Genomic DNA, 23,928 nt, shown 5'->3' with positions numbered 1-23,928 from the left:
GTCCGTCTGCTCCGCAGGATGCTCGATGGCCGGCATCTCGATGTCGTTGGCCGTCGCCTCGTGCCGGACGGGTTCGGGGCGCGCGGTGAGGATGTCGGGCAGGATCTGGTTCCCGGCGTCACCGACCTGAGTGAGGGCCACCAGCCGGGCGTGCAGGTCCTCGTGGTCGGGGACTTCGGCGGTGGCTCGTTCGATCGCGTGGCCGTAGCGTTCGGCGACCAGACGGTGGGTGACCAGAGCGACGCCGATCATGATCGGCGCGACCACGTGCACACCGAAACCGGTCACGTCCCCTTTCCGGAGGTAGGGGAAGGTGTTGAGCGCGATGCTCGCGGTCAACAGGACGCCCTCGACGGTGTAGACCTGCCACAGCTTGTCGATGACACCCCACTCGGCGGTGTCGGCGGTCGAGAGCATCAACGCGACCAGCACGACACTGATCAGGGCCTCCAAGCCGTAAGACAGCCAGAACATCGGATTGGTGGCGCCGCCGGTAGGGGCGATGTTCTGCTGCACCGTGACCGCGGAGAACAGCATCGAGAACGCGACCACACCGGCCAGAAGCCCCAGTACCCGTGGTTTGCGCTGGTGCAGGCGCGCGACTTTGGCGTGTGGGCTGCTGCTGTGGCGCTGCTCCCCGATTGCTTGCGCGGCCCGCAGCAGGTCCGCGGCTTCCCGCTCGGCCAGCTGCGAGGCGGTGCGCCGCACCCGTTCGGCGGCGTCGGCGGCGGCCTGGATCCGCGCCCGCTTCTCGTTGCGTTCGTGGTCGCGCACCAGCTCGGCCAACTCGCGGGAGGCGACGAGCTCACGCTCCGAGAGTGCTTCGAGCAGCGCCGGGTCGTCCTGGTGGGCCAGACGCTCATGGGCGATCTGCACCCGGTCGGGCAGCGCACCCTCGATCAGGGCGTCCCCATCGGGAGGTGCGGTTCGGGGTTTCGAACGGGAGGACATCAGGGGGAACCTTTCTCGGTGTTGTCGCGGCTCGCAGGGTTGGTCGGTGCTGTGGCCCGTCATTTCTGGCCCGGGCGTTTCTGTGTGAGTTCGGATTCCAGGCGGGAGATGGTGTTCTGGGCGGCGGCCAGGGCGCGCTCGAGCGCGTTGGCGCGGGCGTCGGCTGCGGACTGGATCCGGGTGATCTCGGCGGCGTGGTCGCTGCGCAGCTGTTCGCGGTCTGCGCGAGCTTCCGACCGCACCGTAGCCAGATCGGCTCGCACTTCGCTGATTTCGGCCCGAAGTCGCTGCGCATCGGCGTCGGCGTCGGCGGCCGCGCGCTGGGCGGAGGTCGCATCCGCGCGGGCGGCGGCAAGCTCCCCGCGCAGATCCGTGGCCTCGGTGCGGGCGCCGGCCAGCTGGGTGCGCAGATCGGTGAGCTCACCGCGGAGCCGGTCAGCCTCGGTTCGGGCATCGGCCGCCGCCTGTTCGGCGGCGGCCTGGGCGGATTCGGCGCGGTGGCGCGCCGCGACCGCAGCGTCACGAGTGTCGTGAGCCTCGGTGATCTGGACAGCGGCGTCGTGCTCGACCTGATCGACACGGGCAGACGCGGCCTGCTCGGCGGCGGCGATCTGCTCCCGCGATTGTGCCTCAACCGCCGCGATGCGCTCGGCAGCTTCCGCGCGAGCTGTGTCGCGGTCGACGATCGCCGCGTCGCGCTGCGCACCGGCCCGTTCTGCCTCACCGCGCGCCCGGGTGGCGTCTGCCTCGGCGGCGGCTACCTGCTCATCGGCTTCCGCACGGGCAGCAGCGACCTGCTCGGCGGCCTCGGTGCGGGCGGCCTCGATCTGCGCTACTGCCTCGGCGCGCACGATCTCGACCTGCTCAGCGGCCGAAGCCTCGGCGGCCGCGATGCGCTCCTCCGCGTCCGCGCGCGCCTCGTCCCGGGCGGCGATCGCGTCTTCGGCCGCACCCTCGGCCAAAGCCTTGTCCTCGAGCGCACGATCGCGCTCGCGGCGAGCGCTGATCGCATCGGCCTCGGCTTCGTCCGCACGCGTGTTCGCCACCGCCAGCTCGGCCTCGTGCTCACGACGGATCTGCGTGACCTCCGCGACCGCCGCATCCGGATCGATCGCGGTCGCGACGATCTCGTGCACCCGGCCGACCAACTCCCCCAGCTGCTCGCGGTGCGCGGTCGTCACCATCTCCACCTGCGCCAGCAGCTCCGACAGCGACGCTCGCGATGACGTCACCGGCCGGGGCGCGTTCGGCCGCTCCCGACGCGGCGCGACCTGACCGGCCGCCGCCAATTGCAGCTCCCGCCGACGCTGAAACGCCGTGGTCCGGTCATGAGTACGGCGCTGACCATCCGGATCCATACGCGGCTCACCGCAATAGCTCGCCTGACGGCCCGGACGCGCCGCCACCGACACCGCCCGCCCGCACACCTGGAAATCGCCGGTCTCCGCGTCGAGACCGACCGGGAACTTGCACACGCGCTGCTCACCAACCGCCGACTCGGCGACCGGGGCCTCTGACTGCTCGCTCATACCTCGATTCTACCGCAATTTCGTTGTGTTTTGTCGTTAAAAACAAATCGTACTGTTTCGATAAAACGTTTCGACGGAACATAACATATTGACCTTGCCCACTAGTGGACGGACACTCTGCCCACGCGGACCGGGTCGGCGAGCGGTGCGAACTTGGCGACCAGGGGTTTCGTCGAGGGCCGGGGTGCGGGCGTGGGAGAAGCGGCTTATGCGCCGGTGTGGTCGTTCTCTTCGCCGACTACCGCGCGGTATCGTCTCGGCTGAATCGAGCCAGGTGGCGGCCCCTGTCCCGTAGGCGGCAGGCGATGCTCGCTTCCTATTCGCCGCACCCGCCCGGGTGGAAAGACTCTTTCCACCCGGGCGGGGCTTAGCTAGGAGTCACAGCCCATGACGACGGCAGATACCCGCCGAGTCCTGCGAGTCCTGTTCTCGACGTTGAAGGGCGGCCCCGGTAAGACGACCAGCGCGATCCTGACCGCGGTGGCGCTGGTGCGCCGGGGTCTGAAGGTGGTCGTCATTTGCGCCGACACCCGCACGCGCGGCGCGACCGACTGGGTCCAAGAGGCGGAGCGGGTCGGTGACCAGGTCCCGTTCCAGCTCGCGATCTGGCACGAGAGCGACGGGCCGCTGTCGCAATACGCCCGAACGGTCGAGCGTTCGACCGGCGCCGATGTGGTGATCATCGATACCGGTGGTGAGCAGCCGGAGAACTTCACCCACGGCTGCCTGTACGCGGACTGGCTGATCTGCCCGGTCGGGCCGTTCCGCGCCGAGCTGCGGCGACTGGTGCCGACCTATCAGAGCGCCGTCGCGGTCAACGACTCCGGATCCCCGCTCGAGGTCAGCGTCCTGCTGACCCGCTGCCCCGCCGCGCACAAGGGCAAGGCCAAAGAGGCACGCGAAGCGCTCACCTCGAACCTGGTCAGCGACACCGGCGAGCTGGATCCCGACACCCCGTACGCGCTGGGCTTGGATGTGCTGAACACCGAAATCTCGCGCGGGGTCGCCTACGACGAGTTCTACGGCCTCATCCCCGAAGACGTCGGCGAGTACGACGACCTGGCGGAAGAGATCCTGGCCCGCCAGCGCGCGGACGAGGCGGCCTGATGCCTGCGCCGCAGCGACCGAAGAAGAGCCGCAGCGGATCCGGTGGCCTGCCGTCGACGGCGCACAGCGATACCGCGGCGATCGTCTCGGCGGTGCTGACCACCACGCGAGCCGAGGTTTCGACTGATGGCGTCTCCGCCGCTCCCCCGCCGGCCTCCCAGATGGACGCGCCACTGGCGGAGTTCGCGCACCGGCCGGACAACCCTCGGTGGGCGCGTGAGTACGACCCGGAAGCCGATCCGGAGCTGGCGGCTTTCGCCGCGACGGTCGACGAGTTCGGCATCCTTCAAGCGGTGACGGTGTGCTCGCGTGAGGCGTGGCTGGAACACCATCCGCACGACAAGTTCGCCGACGAGGTCCGCTACGTCGTCATCATGGGCAACCGCAGGCTCGCCACTGCCCGGCACAAGAAGGTCGCCAGGCTGCCGCTGCACCGCAATGACCGGCTCGCCGATCCGAGGCTGAGCAAGGAAAGCGGGATCATCGAGAACTACCACCGCAAGCCCTACGATCCGATCCGCGAGGGCGGCGAGATGGCCGCGGTGCTCGCGATGACCGGCGAGAGCAAGCGGGCCTTCGCCGAGCGGATGGGAATCTCCCACACCCAGGTGAACCAGCGTCTCCAGCTGCTCGAGTTGATCCCCGAGTTCCAGGGCATGGTGTCGGACCTGGCGATGCCAGTGCAGAAGGCACTCAAGATCGCAGTACTTCCCGCCGAAGCTCAGCGGGCGCTGCTGGAACTCGGCCAGCCCTATGACCCGGCCCGGCTCCTCATCGAGCCGGACTCCGGTTCTGCGAGCGGCGCCGAGGATGGAAAGACTCTTTCCACGACTGCGGCGGTCAAGATTCCCAAGAGCAGCACACCCGACGACGTCGCGCAGGTGCTGCGCGACAAGCTCGACCCAGCTCTTCTCGATGCAGTCCTGCACATCCTCAACCAGGCTTCGTGACGGCGCGACGGCGCGCCTAAGCGGCCGTCATTCTGGGGGTCCAGCGGCCATCTGGGCGGCCCAAATCGCCTCGTCCAGGCCGGAGTCCAGGTCCCACGGCGCGAGCTGCACGATCGGCTCGGCGCCAGCGTCGTGGTCGGCGGGGATCTGGTGGCGCAGCTTGAGCCAGGCATGCCACTCGGCGCGCTGGCGCTGGATCCGGGCGAGGTAGTCGACGCGGACTTTCTGCAGCCCGTGGGCGGTGGCGATGTCGTCGAGGGTGGTCTCGCCGGGGGAGACGGTGCCGCGGCCGCGTGTGATGAGCCCGGCCTGGGCGAGCACAGCGAGGGTGTCGTAGCCGGTGCTGCGACCGACGCCAGCGGCCGCGAACACGTCGGCGACATTGGTGAGGCCGGTGTCGACGATGAGCTGGTAGACCGCGCGGTGGTGCAGTCCGAGCACCTTCCACGCGTCGTGGACCGGCCGCAGCTGCACCCGGTCGACTGGTACCGCCGCCACGGCCTGGTCCAGCTCCGGCCCGCTGTAGGCGGTGACCAGGCTGTAGCAGTCCGCTTCCCGGTGCACCGCGCGGCGGATCCGCAGGATCGGGCTGCCCGGCCGCTCCCGCAGGTCCGCCAGCACATCAGCGACCGTCCCGACCGACAGCAGCCCCGCGAACCCCGCCAGCGCGCGCACCCCGACCGCGACCAGGGGTGTGCCGTCCCGGCCCGTCTTGCCTGCGACCAGCGCGGCGTAGGACAGCGCGTCGAGTACGGCGAGCACTGTCCAGCGGTGTTGTTGACCGGGCCAGGTCTGGTGGACCCACGCGTGAGCTGTGGCAAGCCAGCGGGAGTGGGTATCGCTGTGCAGCGGGGCAGATTTCGAGCCGTAGGCACCTCCGGGGGGTGTGAGGTTTCTGTCCCTGTGTTCGTGAGATCGGACTAACGAGCTGGCTGTGATCCAACGGGTACAGACGCGCTCCCAGTCGGCGGCCAGCGCCTCGTCAGAACGGCGGTAGTGCGAGTACGCGCCCGCTAGTCCACGCCAGGTGTCGTCGCGGCGCGCCCGCACGTCGTCGAGACTCCAGCCACGTTTCGCGCACGCGGCCAGGACACTGGCGCGGGCCTCCGACCGGGAAGGCCAACGGCCATCGGCGGGCATGGCGCCGGTGACCGCGAAGGCCTCCACGGCGGCCGGGAGAGGGCTTCTCCAGCACCAGGGAGCGCGCAGTCGCGCCGAGCTACCCACGCACTCCCACAGGTCCGCAGACAGCTCCACAGGGCCGGTCGACGCCGCCTTCTGGGTGGTGTGGTCGGGGCCGACACCCAGGTACTCCCGTAGACGCGCGAGAAGACCGGGCTCCGCACCTTGACGCAGCGCGGCCGCCGCCTCGTCGACGGCGCCGTCCAGCTCACGGACCGCGCCGTCGCGGGTTGCCGACCCGGGCGGGGTGATCGCACCGGTTTTCGGGTTGAGCATCAGGCCGATATCCAGCGTCGGCAACCGCGAGGCGAGCAGCCGCATCACGGGCTCGATCTCGTCGCGACTGTGGGTCTCACCGGCAGCGAAGGCCGCGATGACGTGGCGGCCGCGGTTGGCCGGGTTGAGGTCGGACACCGGCAGCGCGCCGCAGGCCCGCAGCCACGCTTTCGCGTAGGCCACGTCCTGGGCCACCTGCACCGGCCCGCCACGCTTGGAGTCGAAATCCAGCGCCAGCAGCCGCGTGCGGCGTGCGGCGTCGTAGACCGGCACCGCGGCCGGGTCCGCCGGCGGGCGCCGAGTCAGCCGCCGAGTCGACACCGTGGTGTTGTTGTCTGGGTCGATCAGCCGCATCGACGGCCGCGCCGCGATCAGCGGAACGAGAGTCGCCCAGGCCAGCTCACGGGCCGCATCGGCGGGAGCTGGAACATCGTCGTCAGGTAGTGGGAAGAGTGCAGGTCGCAAATTGTGATCTGCGGCCTCGGCCGTATCACTTGGTTGCGGATTCGCACGCTTGCTACCCTTGTGCACGCTTAGCACAAGCAGCGGATTCCTAATAATGGGTATCGGGGTCCAACCGAAGGCCTTCCAGCGCCAACTGGGGGCCTTCACCCGTTTCTGGGGGGGTGGGTGCCACGCCCGCACTAGGGCGGGCGCGTTCTCCGGGCGGGTCAGGCCGGGAGCTTCAAGGCCTCCTGGTGGCTCGGTGGTAGTCCGGGATAGTCGGGGAGTCCGAGCAGTCGCCGTAGCGCCAGCTCGTACACGGCACGCTGGGTCAGGCCGTGCGCTTTCGCTGCTTCCTGGACCGCGTCGACTACATCGCGAGACAGTTGCAGGCCGACGCCTTTGGTCGGCGGTAGCGTGACTGGTCTGGCCATAGCGACCTTTCTAGATGTAATCCGGTCCGGGACGAAGCCGACACGCCGCAACGTTGTCCACACAAACTGTGTGGACAACGGTCTAAGGCATGCGTGCCCGTAGGGAGAAGTAGAGCGGCAGCTCAATGCCATGAGGCGGAACGAACTCTCGCTGCCCGCGTTGGGTCAGGCTGGGCAGTTGTCTGTCCAACCAAGGGAACTCGTGAAAGAACTCCAACCGGAGGCCAGCATCCGCGATCGCTGTCAACAGATCGCCTGTGCTGTGCGTCCATAAATACTTCTCACTGGACTCGACGGGTGCCGACGGATCGGCGTAGGAGCCCTGCACCGCATGTCGAAAAGGCTCGGATCGGTGCCAATACGGTTGGCTGACACGTACTTCCGGCGTGGACGGATCGAGAGTCTTGGCGACGGGATGCATGTCCGTGAGGTATAGGAACCCGCCTGGAGCGACGAAGCGGCTTACGATCTGCGCCCAGCTGGTGAGATCGGGCAGCCAGCCAAGAATGCCGCGAGACGCATACACGATGTCCCATTGGCCGGTCAGAACTTCGTCGAGGCGCATCACGTCCGAGACGACGAATTGAGCGTCGACGCTCACGTCACGCGCGAGATCTGTGGCGATCTGGATCGCGACAGGAGAGATATCGACGCCGGTGACGCGTGCACCGCGGCGGGCCCAGGACACCGAGTCTGTGCCGATCTGGCATTGCAGGTGTAGCAGGGAGAGGCCGGCGACTTCTCCGATTTCGGCCACCTCGTAGGGCCGCAGCTTGTCAGCTCCGGCCCGGACCGCGTCGAGGTTGTACCAGCTGCCCTGCGCGTGGATGGCGGCCCATTCGTCCCAGAGCGCCTTGTTTGAAGCGATCGCCGCATCTACAGGCGGCTGCCCGGAGTCTGGCACCTGGTGCGTCATTTCGTGACGGTGACCCAGTGACCCGCAGGGATTACGTACTCACCGAATTCCAGTACCGCACCGGACTTCTCAGGCCAGCGGTTTTCACCCAGCAGCACAGGATCGCCCTCCGCGATGCCGAGGTGCTCGGCGATTTCGGCTGTGGCTCGTGCCGCGCATTGGCGGTAGCTGTCGGCGTTGGTGTCCGGAAAGCGTCCGGTCCTCTCCTTGAGCAGGCCAATGGTTCCCTGCCCGCCAGGGATGGGTTGCAAATCCAGCAGCTCTGGGACCGCTTCTGCCAGTTCACCAGGCATCCATGTCACCGACCACGTGACTGGCACGTCGCCGTGCTTAGTCACGCGTTCGCGGCGGACAACTGAGTCGCCGGGCTCGATGCCCATCGCGTCGGCGACGTGTTGCGGAGCAGTGGTCAACTCAGCGGAGATGATTTTCGAAGCGCCGTGCGGGTAGATCACCCGGCCCCGTTGTACCGAGCGCAGCCGATCAGCTGGGCTGAAGGTGCCGTTCTCAAGGAACGCCACAATCGTGCCCTGCTTGCTGGTCGAGACCAGCCCATCGGCGGCCAGCTGGCGCATCGCCTTCGCGGCGGTGGTGTAAGCAACCTGCCATTGCTCGGCGATCTCGCGCACGCTCGGCATGCGCTCACCCTCGCGTAGATCACCGCTGGTGATCGCGTCGCGGTAGTGAGCCACGAGCTGCATGTAGACCGGCTCGGGCCTCTGCAGATGCGGAGTCACAACGACCTCCTTGTCTAGGTATCGATCCAGCCCAGGCTAACACTCGTGTGCGCGTGTGCGCGCTATGGATCACAGCGTCGCACAACTCGCATTTTTCCCTTCGTGTGCGCCCTTGTGCGTGATAGCGATCACGGTCATACTCAATCGTGTGCGCGATGCGCACACAGAGCGCACACGAATGAGTGGGAGGCCTGATGGCTGTTCAGCGAGAGGGGCAGTGGTTGACCGCGACGCGGTCAGACCACGTCGCTTACGAGATGTCTGAGGGGGTGTTCCGGCTTTCGTTCGCGCCGGATCGCCTGGTCAACGGAGTGCAGGCGGTGGCCGGTCTCACGCTGGCCGAAATCGTGGCTGAGTGGGATCAGCTGCTGTGGGTCGATAGTCCGAACACCGCGATGGTGTGGAAGCTGCTGGCTGGTCAGGCGCGGCCGCTGGGGCTGGATGTGCTGGACGCGGTGATCCGCTGCATGCAATCGGAGTGGCCGACCACGGCGGCCGAGTGGGCGGTGTGGTCGCGATGAACGCTACGCAGCTGCTCGCGCGGGCGGCGTCGACTCCTGCGGTGGCGACGGTGCATGTGGGCCGGCACGTTATGTCCAGCGAGCAGACCGGCCACATGGCCCGCTATGTCGGTTGCGGCCGGTGGACCGTGGACTACCTGCCGGGCCGTCAGCTGACCAAGGATCAGGCGCTCGCGGCGATGAAGGTCGCGGCCGTGAACTCCGCGACAGGCCAGGAGCGTGAGATCGGCCGGTGGGCCGCCGCGCTGGGACTGACCACAGCGGAAGCGGTCGGCTTGGCGGCCATGCGGGCCGGTGCTGCGGCGGAGCGGGCGATGGGGCTGGACCGGTGATGCGGTCCGGGATCGGCCATATGGTCGGCGCTTTCGCGACGGTGCTGACGGTCGCGGTGCTGACGCTGCTGCTGGTCGTGGCCGCGTTCCCCGGCCATGGAGGTTCGGCACCGGCGACGCCGCGCCCGCTGGGTCCGTGTGAGCCGTTCTGCAGCCTGCGCACCACCACCGCCACGGCGGTTCCGGACGGGGGTGCGCGGTGACGAACACCGAGATCAACCCGGGGGTGCGGGTTTTCCAGCTGCATCGCGACGTCGACGTGACCGGGTTCTCCGGCACGGGTGTGGTCGCTGACGGCGTGATCTGGCCCGACGGCGCGGTGTCGATGCGCTGGCGCGGCGCAGTCCGCACGACTGTCGAGGCGGCCTGCCTCGATGACATCCAAACCATTCACGGCCACGACGGCGCGACTCGTGTCGTCGTCGGCCGCTTTTTCGACGTGGAAAGGCAGGGCTGATCAGTGGATCGCCGCATCAAGGACCCGGCACAACGCGCGGGCGCCGCGGGGGAGTGGAAGGAGCTCATCGCGGTCTCCGCGATCGGCACCACGTCGTTGGGGGCGTCGCTGTCGCTGCGGATGGCGCCGTTCTTCGGCGGCCCCGAGCAGGACGTTCCGTGGAATCCACTGTCGCTGGCCGCGCACATGACGGTGATGGGCGATGTGGTGTGGTCGGGCGCGGCGACCGCGTCGGCGTGCTGCCTGGTCGGCGGATCGTTTGCGGCGCTGGGCTTCACGGCGGTGTGCACCCGCTTGGTGCGCACGAAGAGCTGGCAGCGCATCGGCAGCGGCAGTGGCCGGCGGCCGAAGCTCGAGCGGCTGCCGATCGATGACCGCGCCCGCTTCATGGGCCGCGGTGCCGCGTTGGCCCCGTTGATGGCTCGCGCCGCCGCGGATGCCGCCAAGCGGCTGAAGGTGGCCTTCCCCAACGCGGAAGCTGCTGCCAAGCAGCGGATCCCGTCCCGGCCTGGGGTGTCGATCGGTGTGTCGATCGAGGGTCGGCAGTGGCTGTTCGGGTCGTTCGAAGACCTCCACGTCGACATCTGGGGACCCCGTCAGGGCAAGTCGACCTCCCGCGTGATTCCGGCGGTGCTGGAGGCAGCGGGCACAGTGATCACGACCAGCAACAAGAACGACGTGGTCACCGCGACGCGCAAGATGCGCGAGGAGATCGGCGACTGTTTCGTGTTCGATCCCCAGCGCATCAACGGCGCGACGGAGCCGTTCAGCTGGGACCCGCTGTCGTATGTGATCCCGCCCGAGCAGCGCCCGGACCTGCCGAAACCGTCTGCCGGGCTGCATGTCGTCGAGGACGGCCCGGTGTTCGTCGACGAGCCCCAGGGCATCAGTGACCGCGACGTGGAGCCGCAGCTGGTGTGGGGTGCCGAGGAGCGCGCCGCGCGGCTGGCGGGTCATTTCGCCGACGGCGACGACGGCCAGGACGCCAAGCGCGACGCGTTCTTCGACCCGGCGGGTGAGGATCTGCTGGCGCAGCTGCTGCTGGCGGCGGCGCTGTCGGATCGCCCGATCTCGCAGGTGTGGGAGTGGCTGACCGCCGAGACCAACACCGAACCCGCCCGGATCCTCGACCTCGCGGGCCACCACATGGCCGCCAAGGGCCTGTTCGCGATGTACAACGAGGACCCCAAGCAACGCTCGGGTGTGTTCGGCACCGCGCGGAAGATGGCGCGGATCATCAAGTCCCCGGATCTGCGGCCGTGGATCGAGCACGGCGAGGGTCGGCGGCGGTTCGATCACCGCTCGTTCGCGTGGTCGGACTCCAACACGCTCTATCTGCTGAGCATGGAGGGCGCCGGGTCGGCGGGACCGATCCTCAACGCCTTGACCGCTGCGGTGCTGGAGGCGTCCGTGCAGCGCGGTGTCGCCCACGGTGGCCGGTTGCCGACGCCGGTGACCGCGGTGCTGGACGAGGCCGCCAACGTGGTGCGCTGGCGGGATCTGCCGAAGCTCTACAGCCACTTCGGCTCACGCGGAATCGTCGTGCTGACGGTGTTGCAGTCCTGGGCTCAGGGCGAGCGCTGCTGGGGCCCCGGCGGCATGAAAGCGCTGTGGGGCGCGGCGAACGTGCGTGTGCTCGGCTCCGGTCTGGACGACGTGCCGTTCCTGCGGGAACGCGCCGAGGCGGTCGGTTCCCACCACGAGCTGACCGGTTCGGTGTCGACCTCCAGCTCTGGTCGCAGTGTGTCGCGCAGCCTCACCGAGCGCCAGACCCTCACCGTCTCCGACATTCAGGCGCTGCCGCGCGGCCGGATGGTCGTGTTCGGCAGCGGTTTCCCCGCCACCTTGTGCGCGTCGGTCCCGTTCTGGGATCGCCCCTACGGCGCTCGGGTGAAGGCCGACATCAAGGCCGCTGCCGCTGAGACCGCGAAGGCTGCGGCAGCGCTGTTTCCCGTCCAGCAGCCGCCGGTGCTCGGCGGCGATGAGCAGCGAGAGGAGGGAGCGGCGTGAGCCAGTTCCCCGACGACGGCGAGGACCTGTTCAAGCAGCAGGTCCTGGCGAAGGTCGACGAGATGGAAGCCGCCGACCCCGCCCCGGCCGGGCAGGGCGGCCAGGGCGGGGAGGAGCCACCGCAGCCGTGCTTTCCCAACTACATCGAGTGGGTCACTCATTGGCTGGCCCCGACGTACGCGCGGCACGTGGATGACGACGTCACCTCCAACGCGTGGTGCCCCTGGTACCTCAAGCACCCGGAGGCGACCTCGACGTTCGAGGCGATGTGGCGGGCGTGGGAGCACTACCGCCTCGACGGCAAGACCGGCATCTCGGTGTGGTGGCGCGATCACTGCCACCCGCACATGACCCGGCTCATGGACCCCGCCGGACCTTTCAAGTTCTGCTCCGTCAAAGGCCACTTCATCAACGGCCAACTCAAGCCGCTGCCGCTGGCCTCGCCCGGCGCGGTCCTGTCGTCCCCGGCCTTCACCGAGGCCGGGGCTGTCTCCACCACAACAACCGGGAGGACTACCCATGTCGGACGCCTTTTCGCCCGCCTCACAGGCCGCTGACGCCATGTCGTCGCTGCGGAGTCGGGCTGAGCTGATCGACGCCATCCACGACCTGTCGCGGCGAACCCGCCACGCGATCGACGATGCTGCGCTCGGGCTGGGCGAGCAGATCCTCGCCGCGGTGCGGGCCGGTCAGGTGCTGCACGCCGATGAGGCCGCTCGCGCCGAGGTCGTGGTCACGGAGCTGCTCGACGGCGCGGACTCGGCCTACGCCTGGGAGCGGGTCGCCGATGCCGAGCTGTACGAGGCGTGGATGAGCGCGCAAACCGAGAACCCCGCCGCCGACCCCGCCGCGTGGGTCGAGGCCTTCGCGCCCACCACGGATTTCCCCGACGCGATCTGGCTGCGGCCGATCCAGGCCAGCGGCCACGACTTCTCGCTGACCCGAGAGGCGTTGCGCGCCACGGTCGCTGAGCTGGTCGAGCACGTCGGCACCGACCCCGACCAGGCCGACGGTGGTGCGGCGCGGTGGGAAAGCCAGCTGCGGGAGATGGCCGACGCGGTCGTGTCCACGATCCGCACCAGTGACGTCGTCACCGCCGGTGAGGCGGCGCGGCTGGATCGGCTGATCGCGGCGGCGGTGAACTTCGAGGACGTGCGGGGTCTGGCGGGGGAGGACACCTGGCAGCTGGCCACCGACCCCGACGCCTACCAGACGTGGCTGACCTCGCGGGCGACGCGGATCGTGGGGCATTTGACCAGCGACCGCAGCGGCTGGACCAACGAGCGAGGCGAGTTCGTCGACGCCGCCGGGCTGCGCCCGTTCCGTCCCGACAGCCTGCACCCGGGCGACTACCAGCTGCTTGACCGCGCCGGGGTGGAGCAGGCCTTCGCTGCACTGTGCAGTGCAGCTGACCCGTTCATGGAGCAGACGCTGCTCACCCGGCCGCGTGATCTGCTCGACCGCGGGGAGCTGCGGTTCGTGGAAGCGGCGGAGGAGATCCTGGTCACCGCCCGCGCCACCGACGTGCTGACCGTCTCGGAGGCCGGCCGCGCCGAGCGGGTGGTCGCTAGCCTTGCCTCTGGCGAGTACGACGCCGCCATCGTGCGCGACAACCGCGCCTGGCAGGTGGTCACCGACCCAGCCGCCTACCGGGAGTGGGTGAGCACCCGCAACCGCACGGTCGCGGCCGCGACCGGCCAGGGCGACGTCGAGGCGGTCGAGCGGGACGTGATGGCCGAGCAGATCACCGCGCTGCGCGGCGAAGCGATCACCCACACCGGATCGGCGGCCGACCAGCCCGCCGCGGAGCCGGATTCGCGGCAGCAGGCGGAGGTGGCGATCGCGGCCGGGTGGATCATCGAGAACCCCGCTCTGGCACCGCAGTTGCTGGCGGGTGAGGACCGCGACGAGTTGGTCGCCGCGATCGTCGAAACCGCGCACATGCAGCTGCGGGAGTGGCAGAGCTTGCGCCAGGACTACACCGACCTCCGTCAGGAACTCGCGCAGTTGCGTGCCACGGTCGGCCGGTCCGCTTTCCAGCCGCCCAGCCACGGTGTGGCGCTGGAGTTCCCGGTGCCGGTGAACACCCAGGCCGTGGAGCCCTCGCAGCCGTGGTGGCGCCCGTTGACGCAGGTGCTCGGCGGCGGGCGAAGCGATCGAGGCGCGTCCCGGTGAGCAAGCCGGACCCGAAGACGACGGCCGCGGCTGCGCGGCCGTCGTTCGATCGCATCACCGCAGCCCTGGACGCTCACGCCGTCGCGAACGGCCGCAAGCCTGGCCCTACGTCGACGTACGGGGAGTGGACGAAGTACCTGTGCCCGTCGCACGAGGACTACAACCACCCGAGCCTGGGTCTGATCTATGACCCGGACAAGCGCAAGACCTTCGTGCGTTGCTTCACCGGGGAGTGCACCGACGAGGACGTCCTGCGCGCCATCGGTCTCGGTGTGCGGGACTTGTTCGACGCCCCGCGCCGCGGCTTCAGCCACCGCTCCCCAAAGCCGGGGCAGGCCCGTCAAGGCGGTCAGTCCCGCCAGACCGGTCAGCGGGTGAACCCGCAGCAGGGTCGGGGCCGCGAGGGTGGCAATGTCATCCCGTTCCAGTCGCGTCGTGACCGGCTGGGGAAGGTGACCGGCCCGCGCCGCCAAGCCGCGATCTACAGCTACACCGATGAGCGGGGCAACCCGCTGGGTGAGGTTGTGCGGATCCATATCCCGCACGAGAACGGCATCGAAAAGCAGTTCCGGCAGCGCAAGTGCGACGCCGGGGGCCGCTGGTCCGGCGGCGGGTTCGCGCCGGTGCTCTACCAGCTGCCCGAGGTGCGCCACGCCGTCGCCGACGGCGAAACCATCTGGCTGGTCGAGGGCGAGAAAGACGCCGACCGCGCCCGCGCCGCGGGCCTGGTCGCGACCTGTAACGCGATGGGAGCCGGGAGCTTCCGTCGCGAGCACGCCCACCAGCTGCGCGGCGCCGCGCGGGTGGTGATCGTGGCCGACAAGGACACCGCCGGGTACCGGCACGCCGCCCAGGTCGCGCAGATGCTGACCGGCCGCGTGCAGGAGCTGCTCGTCGTGGAGGCCGCGACCGGCAAGGACCTCTCCGAGCACATCGACGCCGGGCACGGCGTGGAGCTGGACGAGTTCGTCCGCGTCGATGCCTCGGTCCTGGCGGGCGCGCTCAACGCCCCGCCCGCCGGCCACCTCCACCACGCCCAACCACAGCGGGCCGAGCCGCAACGCCAGCACGCCACCACACCCGACCCGAGCCCCGCTCCGGAACTTCCCGAGCCGGGCCCCGACTACGAGCACGAGCCGCCGCCGGATCCGGCCGACGACGACATCACCCCTGAGGAGGAAACCCCTGTGAGCGAACACCACGCCGCAGACATCGACCACGCCGCCCGTGAGATGGCCTCATTCACGCGGATGTTGCTGAGCATGATGACCCAGTGGGCGCAGGCCACCGCTGCCCGCCGGACGCGCGAGATGGAGGTGGCGGCACGTCAGGCAGCCGCCGACGCGGAGCTGGCCGCGCAGCGGTTCGAAGCCGAACGCAAGGCGATGCACGCCTCCCTCGATGGCGCGGGATCGGACAACTGGTGGAAGACCGCGTCCGCCGACGACGTCGTCGAAGCCTGGTATGAGGCCGTCTCCTGGAGCGTGGACGACGCGAAAGCCGAACAGGTCCGCCAGAGCCTGGCGGCCGGGCTGCGCGACCGCTGGAACGTCGACGTCGACGAACTGTCGCGCGGCGGCGACGAGGACGCGGTCGAGCGGATGGTGCACAACGCCTACTCCGACCGTGCGTCGATGAATCGGGCCCGGTTGGCGCAGAAGTACGCGATCAACGCCACCGCCGAAATCCCCACGCTCAACCCCGATCAGCGCCAGGGCGTGTACGCCGCGATCGAGGAGTACACCCAGGCGGCGGCGAAATCGCTGGGCATGCGCCGCAGCTCGACCCCACCAGCGCCGGGTGTGGAGTCCACGCAGGAGGCCGCTCGGGCGCGGGTGCGGTTCCTGCTCGCCGAGGCCGACCAGGCCGCCCAGGACAAGGTGCTGTTCGCGCTGGACTACCTGACCGCCGACCCGCGCGCGGGGATCGGGCAGGCCAACTGGGGTGCCGATGCCGACACCCGCGCGAAGATGGACGCCGCGCTGATGGAGTACCAGGCCCGCCTGGCGCGCGGCGCCGACACCAGCCAGGTCGTTTCCGAGCTGACCCGCCTGGTCGCTGATCTGCCCGAAGCCGACCGCGACACCGCCCGCGTTCGCGGCAAGGCGATCAAAGCCGCACCCGGACACGAGTTCCCGCCGTTGTGGCCGGACGCGGTCGACAAAGACCAGCTGGGGCAGAAGATCACCGACTACGTGCGGGTGGCTCGCTCCCAGATCGAGGCCGACCAGAAGAAGGCCGCCAAGCTGCGTGCGGAGATCGAGGCCGCCGCCAAGGCCAAGGGCTCCGGGTTGGCCCCGATCGAACGCGACGCCATCAAGCTCGCGTTGGCCGACGCTGACGCGCCCGGCACCGGCCCGGATCCGAAAACCGTGTGGGCGGACAAGGAATCCGAGTACCGGATCCGCCGCACCGAGGCCCGCGCCGAAGCGCAGCGCCGCGCCGAGGAGACCCGCGCGGCGGTCGTGGCGGCGCTCGCCGCGGCCGGGCATCAGGTCGAGGACGGTCAGGCCAAGGCCTACGAGCCGGTGTGGAACGCGGTCAACCGGTTGACGCGTGACACCACCGACGCGTTCGTCAACGGCGACGCCCAGCCCGATGCGCTGGCCTCCCACCGGCGTGCGCTGTCGGATGCACTCGACCAGGCCGGGGTCACCGACCGCGATGCGCGTCAGCAGATCACCGCGGTCACCCGCCGGTTGGAGACCGAGTCGATCACCGCGGCCGCGACCGTGCGGCGGCAGAAGACCGATCAGGCCAAGACACGGGCGACTGTCCCGGGGTGGGACAGCCAGTCGCGCCGCGAGCAGCTGGTGGATGAGCTGACCGCGCTCGGTGTCGACCGCGAATCCGCCACCGCGCTGCTGCTGGCCGACCTCGCCCAAGCCCGCCCCGGCGGCGCGGCCACCGCCCCCGGTGAGGCGCCCAAAGCGCGGCGCACCAGCCAGGGCTCGGGTGTGGACCTCGGGCGCAAACGCGGCCAGGGACGGTCGTGAAGCCGCAGGGCTCGCGTCGTTGAACGAGGTGGGTTGTGACCAAGGGGGACACCACCACCAGCAGTAACGCTGATGAGGAGGGCGTGCCGACCTATCCGTGGTTGGCCGCGCCCGCTCATCTGAAGACCCGCCGTCAGCTTCGGGCGGCGGGTCTTCGCCCCAACGGGCAAGACATCGCAGCATTCATGGTCCGCAAGCGCCGACGCGGCCGCAAACCGCTGGTAGCGCACCTGTTCGACCTGGCCAAGGCCGCGCCCAAGCGCACCGCCAGCTCCGCGCAACTGGACGCGATCCGCAAAGCCACCGCCGAACACCAAGCCCGCGCCGCCGAACGGCACGGCATCAGCCGCGGCGAGCTGCACCGAGAAGTAGATCCCGGCCCGGCCTGGGCCGACCCAACCCGTATCAAGGGAGGAAAAATCATGTCCGACAACACTGTTCGGCAGCAGCCCGTACCGGTGGGCGCCGATGAGCCACCGCGGTTGGGTGCGCCCGCCGGCCACAGTCAGACGATGGCGTATCTGCTGGCGTCGGTGGCGTTGCGCCGCGCCGAGGAGCAGGCCTACGAGCTCGACCAGGCCGCGGCCGACGCCGCGATGGGTCACACCGACGCCCAGGCCGATATCGACAGTGCGCGGGTGATGGCCGAAGCGCAGCTTACCCGGTTCAGCTGGGAATCTGGCCGCGAATCGACCATGGAGGTTCTGGCCGCCGCGATCGTGTGGCGCTACGACCCGCAGCTGGCGGAGGTGGCCACGCGCCGCATGGACGAGCTGGTCAGCCACTACGCGGGCACTTACGGCGTGGTCATCGACGCCGACGGGAACGATGTCAACCTCGACCCGGACTTCGATGCGCTGTGGTGGCAGCGGTTCACCGAGGCCAGCGTCGTGTACGACCGCCAGGCCGCCGCTGTGGATGTCCTGTCGGCGCGGGCACTGGACGGGCGGGTGATGGAGGCGGTGCTGGCCTGGCACGGCCAGGCACCGACCCCGGCCAGCGCCGAGATGTATTTGGCCACGGAGAGGTCCCGCCGCGCGCAGCTTTCGGCCGCTCTCGCCGACGCCGGAGTCTCGAACACGGTGCGGTCCGGGGTGGAATTCGTCGTCGACTATCTGCGCGGTGGTGTCAGCGGCACCGATCTGACGGACACGCCGGTCCTGGTCGACCCCGCGCATGAGGTTCGTGGCCGGGTCGGTGAGCTGCTGGAGCGGTTCGCCGAGCGCGGCGACAACTTCAGCGCGGCCATGGCTCGTGAGCTCGACGTGATGACCATCGACGACCAGCTGCGGGTGCGGGAAATCGGCATCGCGATCCGCGACGGCCGCGACGACGCGGAGATGGAGCCGTGGCCGGACTGGATCGACCGCGACGATTTGGCCGACCGCATCCGCGATTTCGCCCGCGACGCACGCGATGTCACCGCCTACGCCAACGACGCCACCACCGACGGCGGGCTGCGGCTGGATGACGACGTTGCGGAGATGATCGCCGGCATGGACCGCGACCGCGCCGTCATCGGCGCGCTGCTCACCAAGGCGGGATTGCACCCGGCGGAGAAAGCCGCGCTCACCGCACTGGTCGCCGACATCGACCTCGGCCGCGTCGACGACCGCAACCTGCCCGAACTGCTGCTGGTCGATGAACGCACCAAACGCCGCGTCGACCTGCGCCGCCACAGCCACACCGCCCACCAGATCGCCGCCCGCACCGGCGATACGGTCAAACAGCTCATCGGCGCGGGCGTGGACATGTCCCCGCGCACCGAACCCGGGTGGGCGCTGGAGACGGTGCGCAACGACATCGACGCTCTGGCCTGCGGCGGGCTCACCCCGGCCCAGCTCACCGAAGCACGTCAGAGCTTCGACACGAACATGGACGGCTTCGGTCGGGCCTTGCGCGGCGCCGGAGTCGATACGCCGACCAGGGTGAAGATCCGCGCCGCCGTCGACCAGGGCGTGCACGCCGCCGGGAAGCACGGCAAAACCCGCGCTGGGCGTGAACAGCACTGGCGCGACCGGCTGTACTCGGCCACCGCCGCTGTCCAGCATCACCACGGCCCTGATACCCGGCCACTGCCGTCGACCTCACGGCCGCGAGTCGACCAGGAGCAGGCCACCGCGATGCGGCTGGCCGCCCTCGCCCAAGCCCACCCGTGCGGAACATCCACCGAACCGGCCCAGGCAGCGAACACTCACCGCACCGCCCGCGGCGCGGGCATGGAGCTGGCCCGCAAACGCGAGCGGGAAGGACGAGCGTGATGCGCCGCCAGCTGCTCCCGTTGAGTCTCGTCACCGCCGCCACCGCGCTGGTACTCACCGGCGCCCCCGCTGCCGGGGACCCGCCCAGCTCCGACTTCAACCGGTGGCCGGTCGCCACACCCTGCGCGATCGGCCCCGGCCCGCTGGGGCAGATCGTCGACGCCGGGCGCGGGCACCACATCTGCGAGCAACGCATCCCCGGCACCAACTCCTACTACGAGTAACCCACCACACCCATAGGACAACCTGATGACCACAACCACCGCCACCGTGCTCCCGGAATGGGAGCAGATGCTGGACCTCGGCATCCGTGCCGCCGAGATCCTCGGCCCCGCCACTGAACCGCTGGAAGCGACGATGACCACGCTCCACAGCGGGTTTCGCCGCCCGCAGGTGTTCGACGTCGCGTTCATGCGGCAATGGCTCGACATCGACGCCCGCACCGCCTGCACCACGCTGCGGATCGGCCTGCGGTTCGCCCGCATCCCGGACACCCGGGACGAGGCCCTGCGGCTGCTCGGGCCGGGCTGCCGCGACCGCGGCGGGGACCATTTCGTGAAGATCGCCAACGCCACCCGCGAGGTCGGCCGCACCGCGCTGTGGGAGGCCGCGACCTGCTGCGACTGCGGGCACCCGCTGCTGCGCTACGTCAGCCTGCCCTCGGGTCAGGACGTGCGCTGGTCGTTCTTCCCCGACCTGCTGTAACCGCCAGCCCGAGTAAACCAAGAGGCCCCGCCGTTGCGGGGCCTCTTCTTGTTGGTCAACGGGACGATCGGTGGATCAGCGCAGGTAGTGGGGCGCGGACGCAGCCGATCCGTCCAGCCACAGCGGACATTGATCATGATCTCGGTCCGAGTGGCGTCCTGCAGCAAAAGGCCGGCCCGCGATTTCGTGTGCAAAACCAGAAGCTGTCCAGCTCAGACCAGGTGAGATCCGAGAAGACCTACTTTCGTCGCGGGTAGTGCACGGCGGCGACGGAAGTCGTCGGGAAATCGAGCACAACCATGCTACGGTCGTCGTCCTTGTCGCCATCAGGCGGAGCGACCCGCACCTGGAGCCAACCGTTGTTGAAGCCGATGTCCTGAGCCAAGATGCCTTTGCCGAAGGCCAGCTCGATACCTTCGATCTGGTCCGGTAGGGCCGCGAGGGCTGCCTCGGTCAGATAGACGAGTGATTCGCTCATGCCGAGGAGAGTAGGCGCAAAGCGCGCCCTCTGTCCGAATCATAAAGGGGCCCCGCCGAACTGATGGACCCTTTGGTGATTCGGGATACGCCCGCCAGGCCCGGCTCGCACCGATTGTCACGCGCCTTTGTGTGTCAGCGGAGTGTCCACGGGAGCAGGCTCTCAAGCCGAGGGAGAGCTTGCGGTAACACCGCAGATCGCGACCATCCATTGACGGGCCGGGATCTCATGACGGGCCGGGATCTCACTTTTTGTTCGAAACCGGACATTTCCCAGTTCAGGGCCGGTTTCCTCCTTGACAGTGCTGGTCGGAGTGGCAGGGTGTGGGGTGAGGTCGGGGTCTGAAGCGTTGGAGTTCGGGCACTGGCCGGGGCATCGCAGGCTCGGCCGGGACGCCAGGACCGGGCCTGCGGTGTCGTGTGTACGGGATCCCGTGACACGCGTGAACCGTGGTAGCGGATATCCGGGCGGGTGCGGCCGTAGTGTGGGCGGCTGTCACGAGGCAATCCATTCCCTGCGGTCATCGTGACAGCGCTCGGAGGGGCGTAGACATCCCGGGGTCCCGCTCACTCACTCCTTTGCGGGGTGGGGTCCCCGGGTGTCTCCCTCCGGGCGTCTCCCGACGTGATCCATGTTCTGCACGCGGCGATGGGCAGGCCCGCTCCTAAACCTCACGAGGCTCGAGCGCAGGGGCTATCGGCCTGGGTGTTCGTCGTCGAATAGTGGAAGCTGGTGCGCTGGAAAGGCGGATCCGCCGAGTTTGCGCAGGCATCGGGCGCAGGTGACTTCCGCCCGGGTCGGTGCCAGCGCCGTGGGTGACCATCCGGCCACGCCGGTGTGGCACAACAACTCCGGGACTTCCTCGCCGCCGACCCACTGACCGAGGCTGACCGCGTGCACGGTACGCCCGGACCGGACGACCGCGTGCACACCCGGGTCACCGAACACCGCCCGAGTGGAGGCCGCTAGGGGCGCGATGTCGGTCATACGCCCAACCATAAGGACACTCGCTGACATCGCACTATGACTGACATCTATCGACCGGCTCTCCGCGCGAATCCTGCCCCTCTGCAGCAAGTCATTCCGCGACGTCGATCAGGGTCGCACGGCCCCCGAAGTCCTCTTTGTTGACCAAGATCGGGTGTAGCCAGCGCACTTCCGGAGTCGGCGCGGTACGCGGCCCGGTCCAGTAGGTGTGCCAGTGCGCGCGGCGAAGGTGAGGCCGGACGCTGCCGCTGCTGCTCCCGGTGCCGGTTTCGCTCGTGAGGTCTATTCGCCGCGCGGCCTGGAGGGCAGGCCCGACATCGAAGCCGAGGTCGATCAGTTTCTGGTCGGGGCGACGATTCTTCTTCCCCCGCCGATCGTTCTCGGGTCGGCCCTCGCGGGCGTCGCGGCGGTCACTGCACAAGTACAGCAGCAGGCTCAGTGACAGGTTGTAGATGCTGCGCTGCTCGGCGTGGGTGACTGTGCCGAAGGTAGGCAACTGCGCAGCGAGCTCGATCAGGTCGTCGATGCTCCGGTTGCCGTCGAGGGGCACGAACACGGTGGCCTCCTCGTGGCTGGGTGCCAGTCCCTCGTAACGGATCCTGGTGGCCAGAGCCACGTTCAGCCGCCGCGCCTGGGGGTCGGCGGTGGAACAGATCTGCTCGTGCTCGTTGGCGGCGGTGATGAGCATCCCCACGATCATCGGTGGCTCGCTGATTTTCAGGTAGCCATCGCTCGCGATCGGCGCGGGGATCGGGGTAGGGAAGGCGATGAAAGGGTCCGGATGCGGGAGCCGGGAGAAGATTTCGCACGGCACTGCGGTCTTGGTGTCCGTCTCGACAAGGCTTTCGGCCAGCCCCGGGTGTACTCGGTAGACGACGCGGTACCGGCGCCACAATTTCGCTGCTTCAGCGGTCTGAACGCTGATCCCCATGAAGGTGGCAGCATCCGGCCCCGCGGTTGCCTCCATCTGGGCGAGAAGGACGCGGACCTGCCGGGCCCCGGCCGCACCTCCGCTCGTCATGCCTGTGCGTAGCTGGTCGATGACCTGAGCGAAGCGGGGATCGCTACGCCCCACGTTCATGATTTCGATCGTGTCCCGGACGTAATCCTCAGCAACCCGAAGAGCCTGTTTCGCTGACATCAGGTTCTCTGCGCTCCCCATCACGCCAGTGTGACAGCACGCCCCTACGAAGGTTCGAAGAACGAAAGCCCTGGACAGGGGGTCCATGACCTTCCGCCCGTTTCGGGCGCACCAAACCAACTGTCCGACAGTATTTTTCACATGCAATCAATGGAACGTGTATCAAACGCTTTGTCGCACAACATAGCTCGTGCTCAAATGGATTCCGCCGCGCCCGGTCCTCACAACACCGGGGGCGCGGCACCCGCAGGTAGGCAGCGACCCCGGCTCCCCCATCAGCCGACAGTGAGGGAACCGGGGTCGTTTCGGCTCGCGTACCTGATCGTGCGGGGATTCCGGTCGGGGCGTGAAGGCCGGGTGGGGAGTGATCGTGGCAAGTGTGAGCGGGCCTGATTGGTCAGGGTTCGGTCATGCTGACGTCCATACCACCCTCGAACACCTGCAACGGGCCGGAACAGCTCGTAGGCGGTCTGACGCTTGTAGAACACCTCCGCCACGTCCAGCTCCCCCGCCGCGGCGAGCGCGCGGATGTCGTCGGCCGAGATCGACGACGAGGAAGCCCTGATCACGATCCATCGCCAAACGGTCCGACGCCTACAGATAAGACTCCCCGCTCCCGCCCCGCCGACGCCGTGGCGGCCGCGATGAAACCGCCCGCCGGCCCCCGGCGAGGTTCGGTAACCATCCGGCGGCGCGGATCGATCTCGCACCGGTGAACCGGACGCACTGTTTGCGCCGTGCGGACCGGCGGACAAGGCTGGAGGTGTGGGGCGTGATGACGCTCGCGGTGCGGTGTACGCCGATATCGCGGAAGCGTTCGACGCGGTGTTGTCGAGCGCCGAACGCGAACGCGCCGAACGCGGTGAGGTGCCGTGGCTGGATGAGGTGATCGCCGAACTCGCCTCGGCCACCCGCCAGGCCCACGATCTGGTGGTGCTGCACGCGGTCGGTGGCATCCTCGCCCAGCGCGGCAACTACTCGATGGCGGACTTGGCCGCGCTCACCGACGCCGACCCGGCCGCGGTGCGCCGCGTGCTGGCCGAGCTGCGCGCGCGCCACTTCGGCATCCGCTGACAGACTCTCCCGCCCGGGGCAGGGCGCGCGGCGCCGACTCCGGCACACCCTGTCCACCATCGCGGCAGGGGTCGGGTTGAATAACCTACCGGGGGGACCGGGCTCCCTGATCGTTCCCCTCCCCTCGTTGCCGCGCAGGCTGCCGGGCATGGCATCAGGGGAGCTGGAAGCGCGTCTGAGGCGCTCGAACCCCGCGAACGTGGTGACCGCCCGCTGCGTTTTGCCGTGTTTCGGTAGGATCGGAGGCGTCGCCCGGGTTAACTCG

Annotated in this window: 22 protein-coding genes and 1 pseudogene; 14 read left to right on the top strand and 9 right to left on the bottom strand. The window is 69.0% G+C overall.

The features are described 5' to 3' along the window. Positions 1 to 951: pseudogene (locus ACWESM_RS35500) on the bottom strand (hypothetical protein); the annotation flags it as partial. A gap of 59 nt (positions 952 to 1,010) precedes the next feature. Continuing rightward, complete coding sequence (locus ACWESM_RS35495; protein WP_452495569.1) at positions 1,011 to 2,480, bottom strand: hypothetical protein; 1,470 nt, start codon at positions 2,478 to 2,480, stop codon at positions 1,011 to 1,013. Between the two features lie 387 nt (positions 2,481 to 2,867). Here ACWESM_RS35495 and ACWESM_RS35490 point away from each other — a divergent pair, with 387 nt between their 5' ends. Next, positions 2,868 to 3,587: a ParA family protein gene (locus ACWESM_RS35490; RefSeq protein WP_452495567.1), complete on the top strand. Its 720-nt coding sequence runs from the start codon at positions 2,868 to 2,870 to the stop codon at positions 3,585 to 3,587. Then, positions 3,587 to 4,537, top strand: coding sequence for a ParB/RepB/Spo0J family partition protein (locus ACWESM_RS35485; protein WP_452495565.1), 951 nt, complete (start codon positions 3,587 to 3,589; stop codon positions 4,535 to 4,537). Before ACWESM_RS35490 ends, ACWESM_RS35485 begins: the two co-directional genes overlap by 1 nt. A gap of 27 nt (positions 4,538 to 4,564) precedes the next feature. Here ACWESM_RS35485 and ACWESM_RS35480 read toward each other — a convergent pair whose 3' ends face one another. From ACWESM_RS35480 to ACWESM_RS35465, 4 genes are all read right to left on the bottom strand, one after another. Further along, the gene (locus ACWESM_RS35480; protein ID WP_452495564.1) at positions 4,565 to 6,460 is read right to left on the bottom strand and encodes a hypothetical protein; all 1,896 of its coding nucleotides are present in this window, start codon (positions 6,458 to 6,460) and stop codon (positions 4,565 to 4,567) included. 206 nt (positions 6,461 to 6,666) lie between these two features. Further along, positions 6,667 to 6,873, bottom strand: coding sequence for a hypothetical protein (locus tag ACWESM_RS35475; RefSeq protein ID WP_397282138.1), 207 nt, complete (start codon positions 6,871 to 6,873; stop codon positions 6,667 to 6,669). 82 nt (positions 6,874 to 6,955) lie between these two features. Beyond that, on the bottom strand, positions 6,956 to 7,789 hold the full coding sequence (locus ACWESM_RS35470) for a class I SAM-dependent methyltransferase (RefSeq protein ID WP_452495562.1): 834 nt from the start codon (positions 7,787 to 7,789) through the stop codon (positions 6,956 to 6,958). Then, positions 7,786 to 8,526, bottom strand: a complete 741-nt coding sequence (locus ACWESM_RS35465) for a GntR family transcriptional regulator (RefSeq protein ID WP_452495560.1) — start codon at positions 8,524 to 8,526, stop codon at positions 7,786 to 7,788. Before ACWESM_RS35465 ends, ACWESM_RS35470 begins: the two co-directional genes overlap by 4 nt. A 194-nt stretch (positions 8,527 to 8,720) precedes the next feature. Between ACWESM_RS35465 and ACWESM_RS35460 the strand changes: the two genes are divergently transcribed. The 11 genes from ACWESM_RS35460 to ACWESM_RS35410 are packed head-to-tail and all read left to right on the top strand — an operon-like array spanning position 8,721 to position 19,983. Then, positions 8,721 to 9,047 carry a hypothetical protein gene (locus ACWESM_RS35460; protein ID WP_452495558.1) on the top strand — a complete coding sequence of 109 codons (327 nt, stop codon included), beginning with the start codon at positions 8,721 to 8,723 and terminating at the stop codon, positions 9,045 to 9,047. Beyond that, on the top strand, positions 9,044 to 9,379 hold the full coding sequence (locus ACWESM_RS35455; protein WP_452495556.1) for a hypothetical protein: 336 nt from the start codon (positions 9,044 to 9,046) through the stop codon (positions 9,377 to 9,379). The genes ACWESM_RS35460 and ACWESM_RS35455 overlap by 4 nt, the downstream gene beginning before the upstream one ends. Before the next feature lie 20 nt (positions 9,380 to 9,399). Further along, positions 9,400 to 9,582, top strand: coding sequence for a hypothetical protein (locus ACWESM_RS35450; protein WP_452495555.1), 183 nt, complete (start codon positions 9,400 to 9,402; stop codon positions 9,580 to 9,582). Next, positions 9,579 to 9,836: a hypothetical protein gene (locus tag ACWESM_RS35445; RefSeq protein WP_452495553.1), complete on the top strand. Its 258-nt coding sequence runs from the start codon at positions 9,579 to 9,581 to the stop codon at positions 9,834 to 9,836. The genes ACWESM_RS35450 and ACWESM_RS35445 overlap by 4 nt, the downstream gene beginning before the upstream one ends. Before the next feature lie 3 nt (positions 9,837 to 9,839). After that, positions 9,840 to 11,846: a type IV secretory system conjugative DNA transfer family protein gene (locus tag ACWESM_RS35440; RefSeq protein ID WP_452495551.1), complete on the top strand. Its 2,007-nt coding sequence runs from the start codon at positions 9,840 to 9,842 to the stop codon at positions 11,844 to 11,846. Further along, the gene (locus ACWESM_RS35435; RefSeq protein WP_452495549.1) at positions 11,843 to 12,403 is read left to right on the top strand and encodes a DUF4913 domain-containing protein; all 561 of its coding nucleotides are present in this window, start codon (positions 11,843 to 11,845) and stop codon (positions 12,401 to 12,403) included. Before ACWESM_RS35440 ends, ACWESM_RS35435 begins: the two co-directional genes overlap by 4 nt. Continuing rightward, entirely contained in the window at positions 12,366 to 14,021 is a 1,656-nt protein-coding gene (locus ACWESM_RS35430) for a hypothetical protein (RefSeq protein WP_452495547.1), read from the top strand. Before ACWESM_RS35435 ends, ACWESM_RS35430 begins: the two co-directional genes overlap by 38 nt. Further along, entirely contained in the window at positions 14,018 to 17,017 is a 3,000-nt protein-coding gene (locus tag ACWESM_RS35425) for a hypothetical protein (protein WP_452495545.1), read from the top strand. The genes ACWESM_RS35430 and ACWESM_RS35425 overlap by 4 nt, the downstream gene beginning before the upstream one ends. A 35-nt stretch (positions 17,018 to 17,052) precedes the next feature. Next, the gene (locus tag ACWESM_RS35420; protein ID WP_452495543.1) at positions 17,053 to 19,278 is read left to right on the top strand and encodes an RRQRL motif-containing zinc-binding protein; all 2,226 of its coding nucleotides are present in this window, start codon (positions 17,053 to 17,055) and stop codon (positions 19,276 to 19,278) included. Next, positions 19,278 to 19,502 (top strand): hypothetical protein, encoded by a 225-nt coding sequence (locus ACWESM_RS35415; RefSeq protein WP_452495541.1) that lies wholly within the window; start codon positions 19,278 to 19,280, stop codon positions 19,500 to 19,502. Before ACWESM_RS35420 ends, ACWESM_RS35415 begins: the two co-directional genes overlap by 1 nt. A gap of 25 nt (positions 19,503 to 19,527) precedes the next feature. Next, positions 19,528 to 19,983, top strand: coding sequence for a hypothetical protein (locus tag ACWESM_RS35410; RefSeq protein ID WP_452495539.1), 456 nt, complete (start codon positions 19,528 to 19,530; stop codon positions 19,981 to 19,983). A 238-nt stretch (positions 19,984 to 20,221) separates the two neighbouring features. On the opposite strand, the gene ACWESM_RS35405 is transcribed toward ACWESM_RS35410, so the two are convergent. The 3 genes from ACWESM_RS35405 to ACWESM_RS35395 form a co-directional block, all read right to left on the bottom strand. Beyond that, positions 20,222 to 20,461 carry a hypothetical protein gene (locus ACWESM_RS35405; protein WP_452495538.1) on the bottom strand — a complete coding sequence of 80 codons (240 nt, stop codon included), beginning with the start codon at positions 20,459 to 20,461 and terminating at the stop codon, positions 20,222 to 20,224. 693 nt (positions 20,462 to 21,154) lie between these two features. Next, positions 21,155 to 21,448, bottom strand: coding sequence for a hypothetical protein (locus tag ACWESM_RS35400; RefSeq protein WP_452495536.1), 294 nt, complete (start codon positions 21,446 to 21,448; stop codon positions 21,155 to 21,157). A gap of 91 nt (positions 21,449 to 21,539) precedes the next feature. Beyond that, positions 21,540 to 22,610, bottom strand: a complete 1,071-nt coding sequence (locus ACWESM_RS35395) for a hypothetical protein (RefSeq protein ID WP_452495534.1) — start codon at positions 22,608 to 22,610, stop codon at positions 21,540 to 21,542. A gap of 744 nt (positions 22,611 to 23,354) precedes the next feature. Between ACWESM_RS35395 and ACWESM_RS35390 the strand changes: the two genes are divergently transcribed. Continuing rightward, entirely contained in the window at positions 23,355 to 23,663 is a 309-nt protein-coding gene (locus tag ACWESM_RS35390) for a hypothetical protein (RefSeq protein WP_452495532.1), read from the top strand. Positions 23,664 to 23,928 lie beyond the last annotated feature (265 nt).

This window comes from Nocardia sp. NPDC003999 (assembly GCF_053604885.1).
Note: the sequence above shows the minus strand (reverse complement) of the source record. Positions and strands in the feature narration are given on the sequence as shown.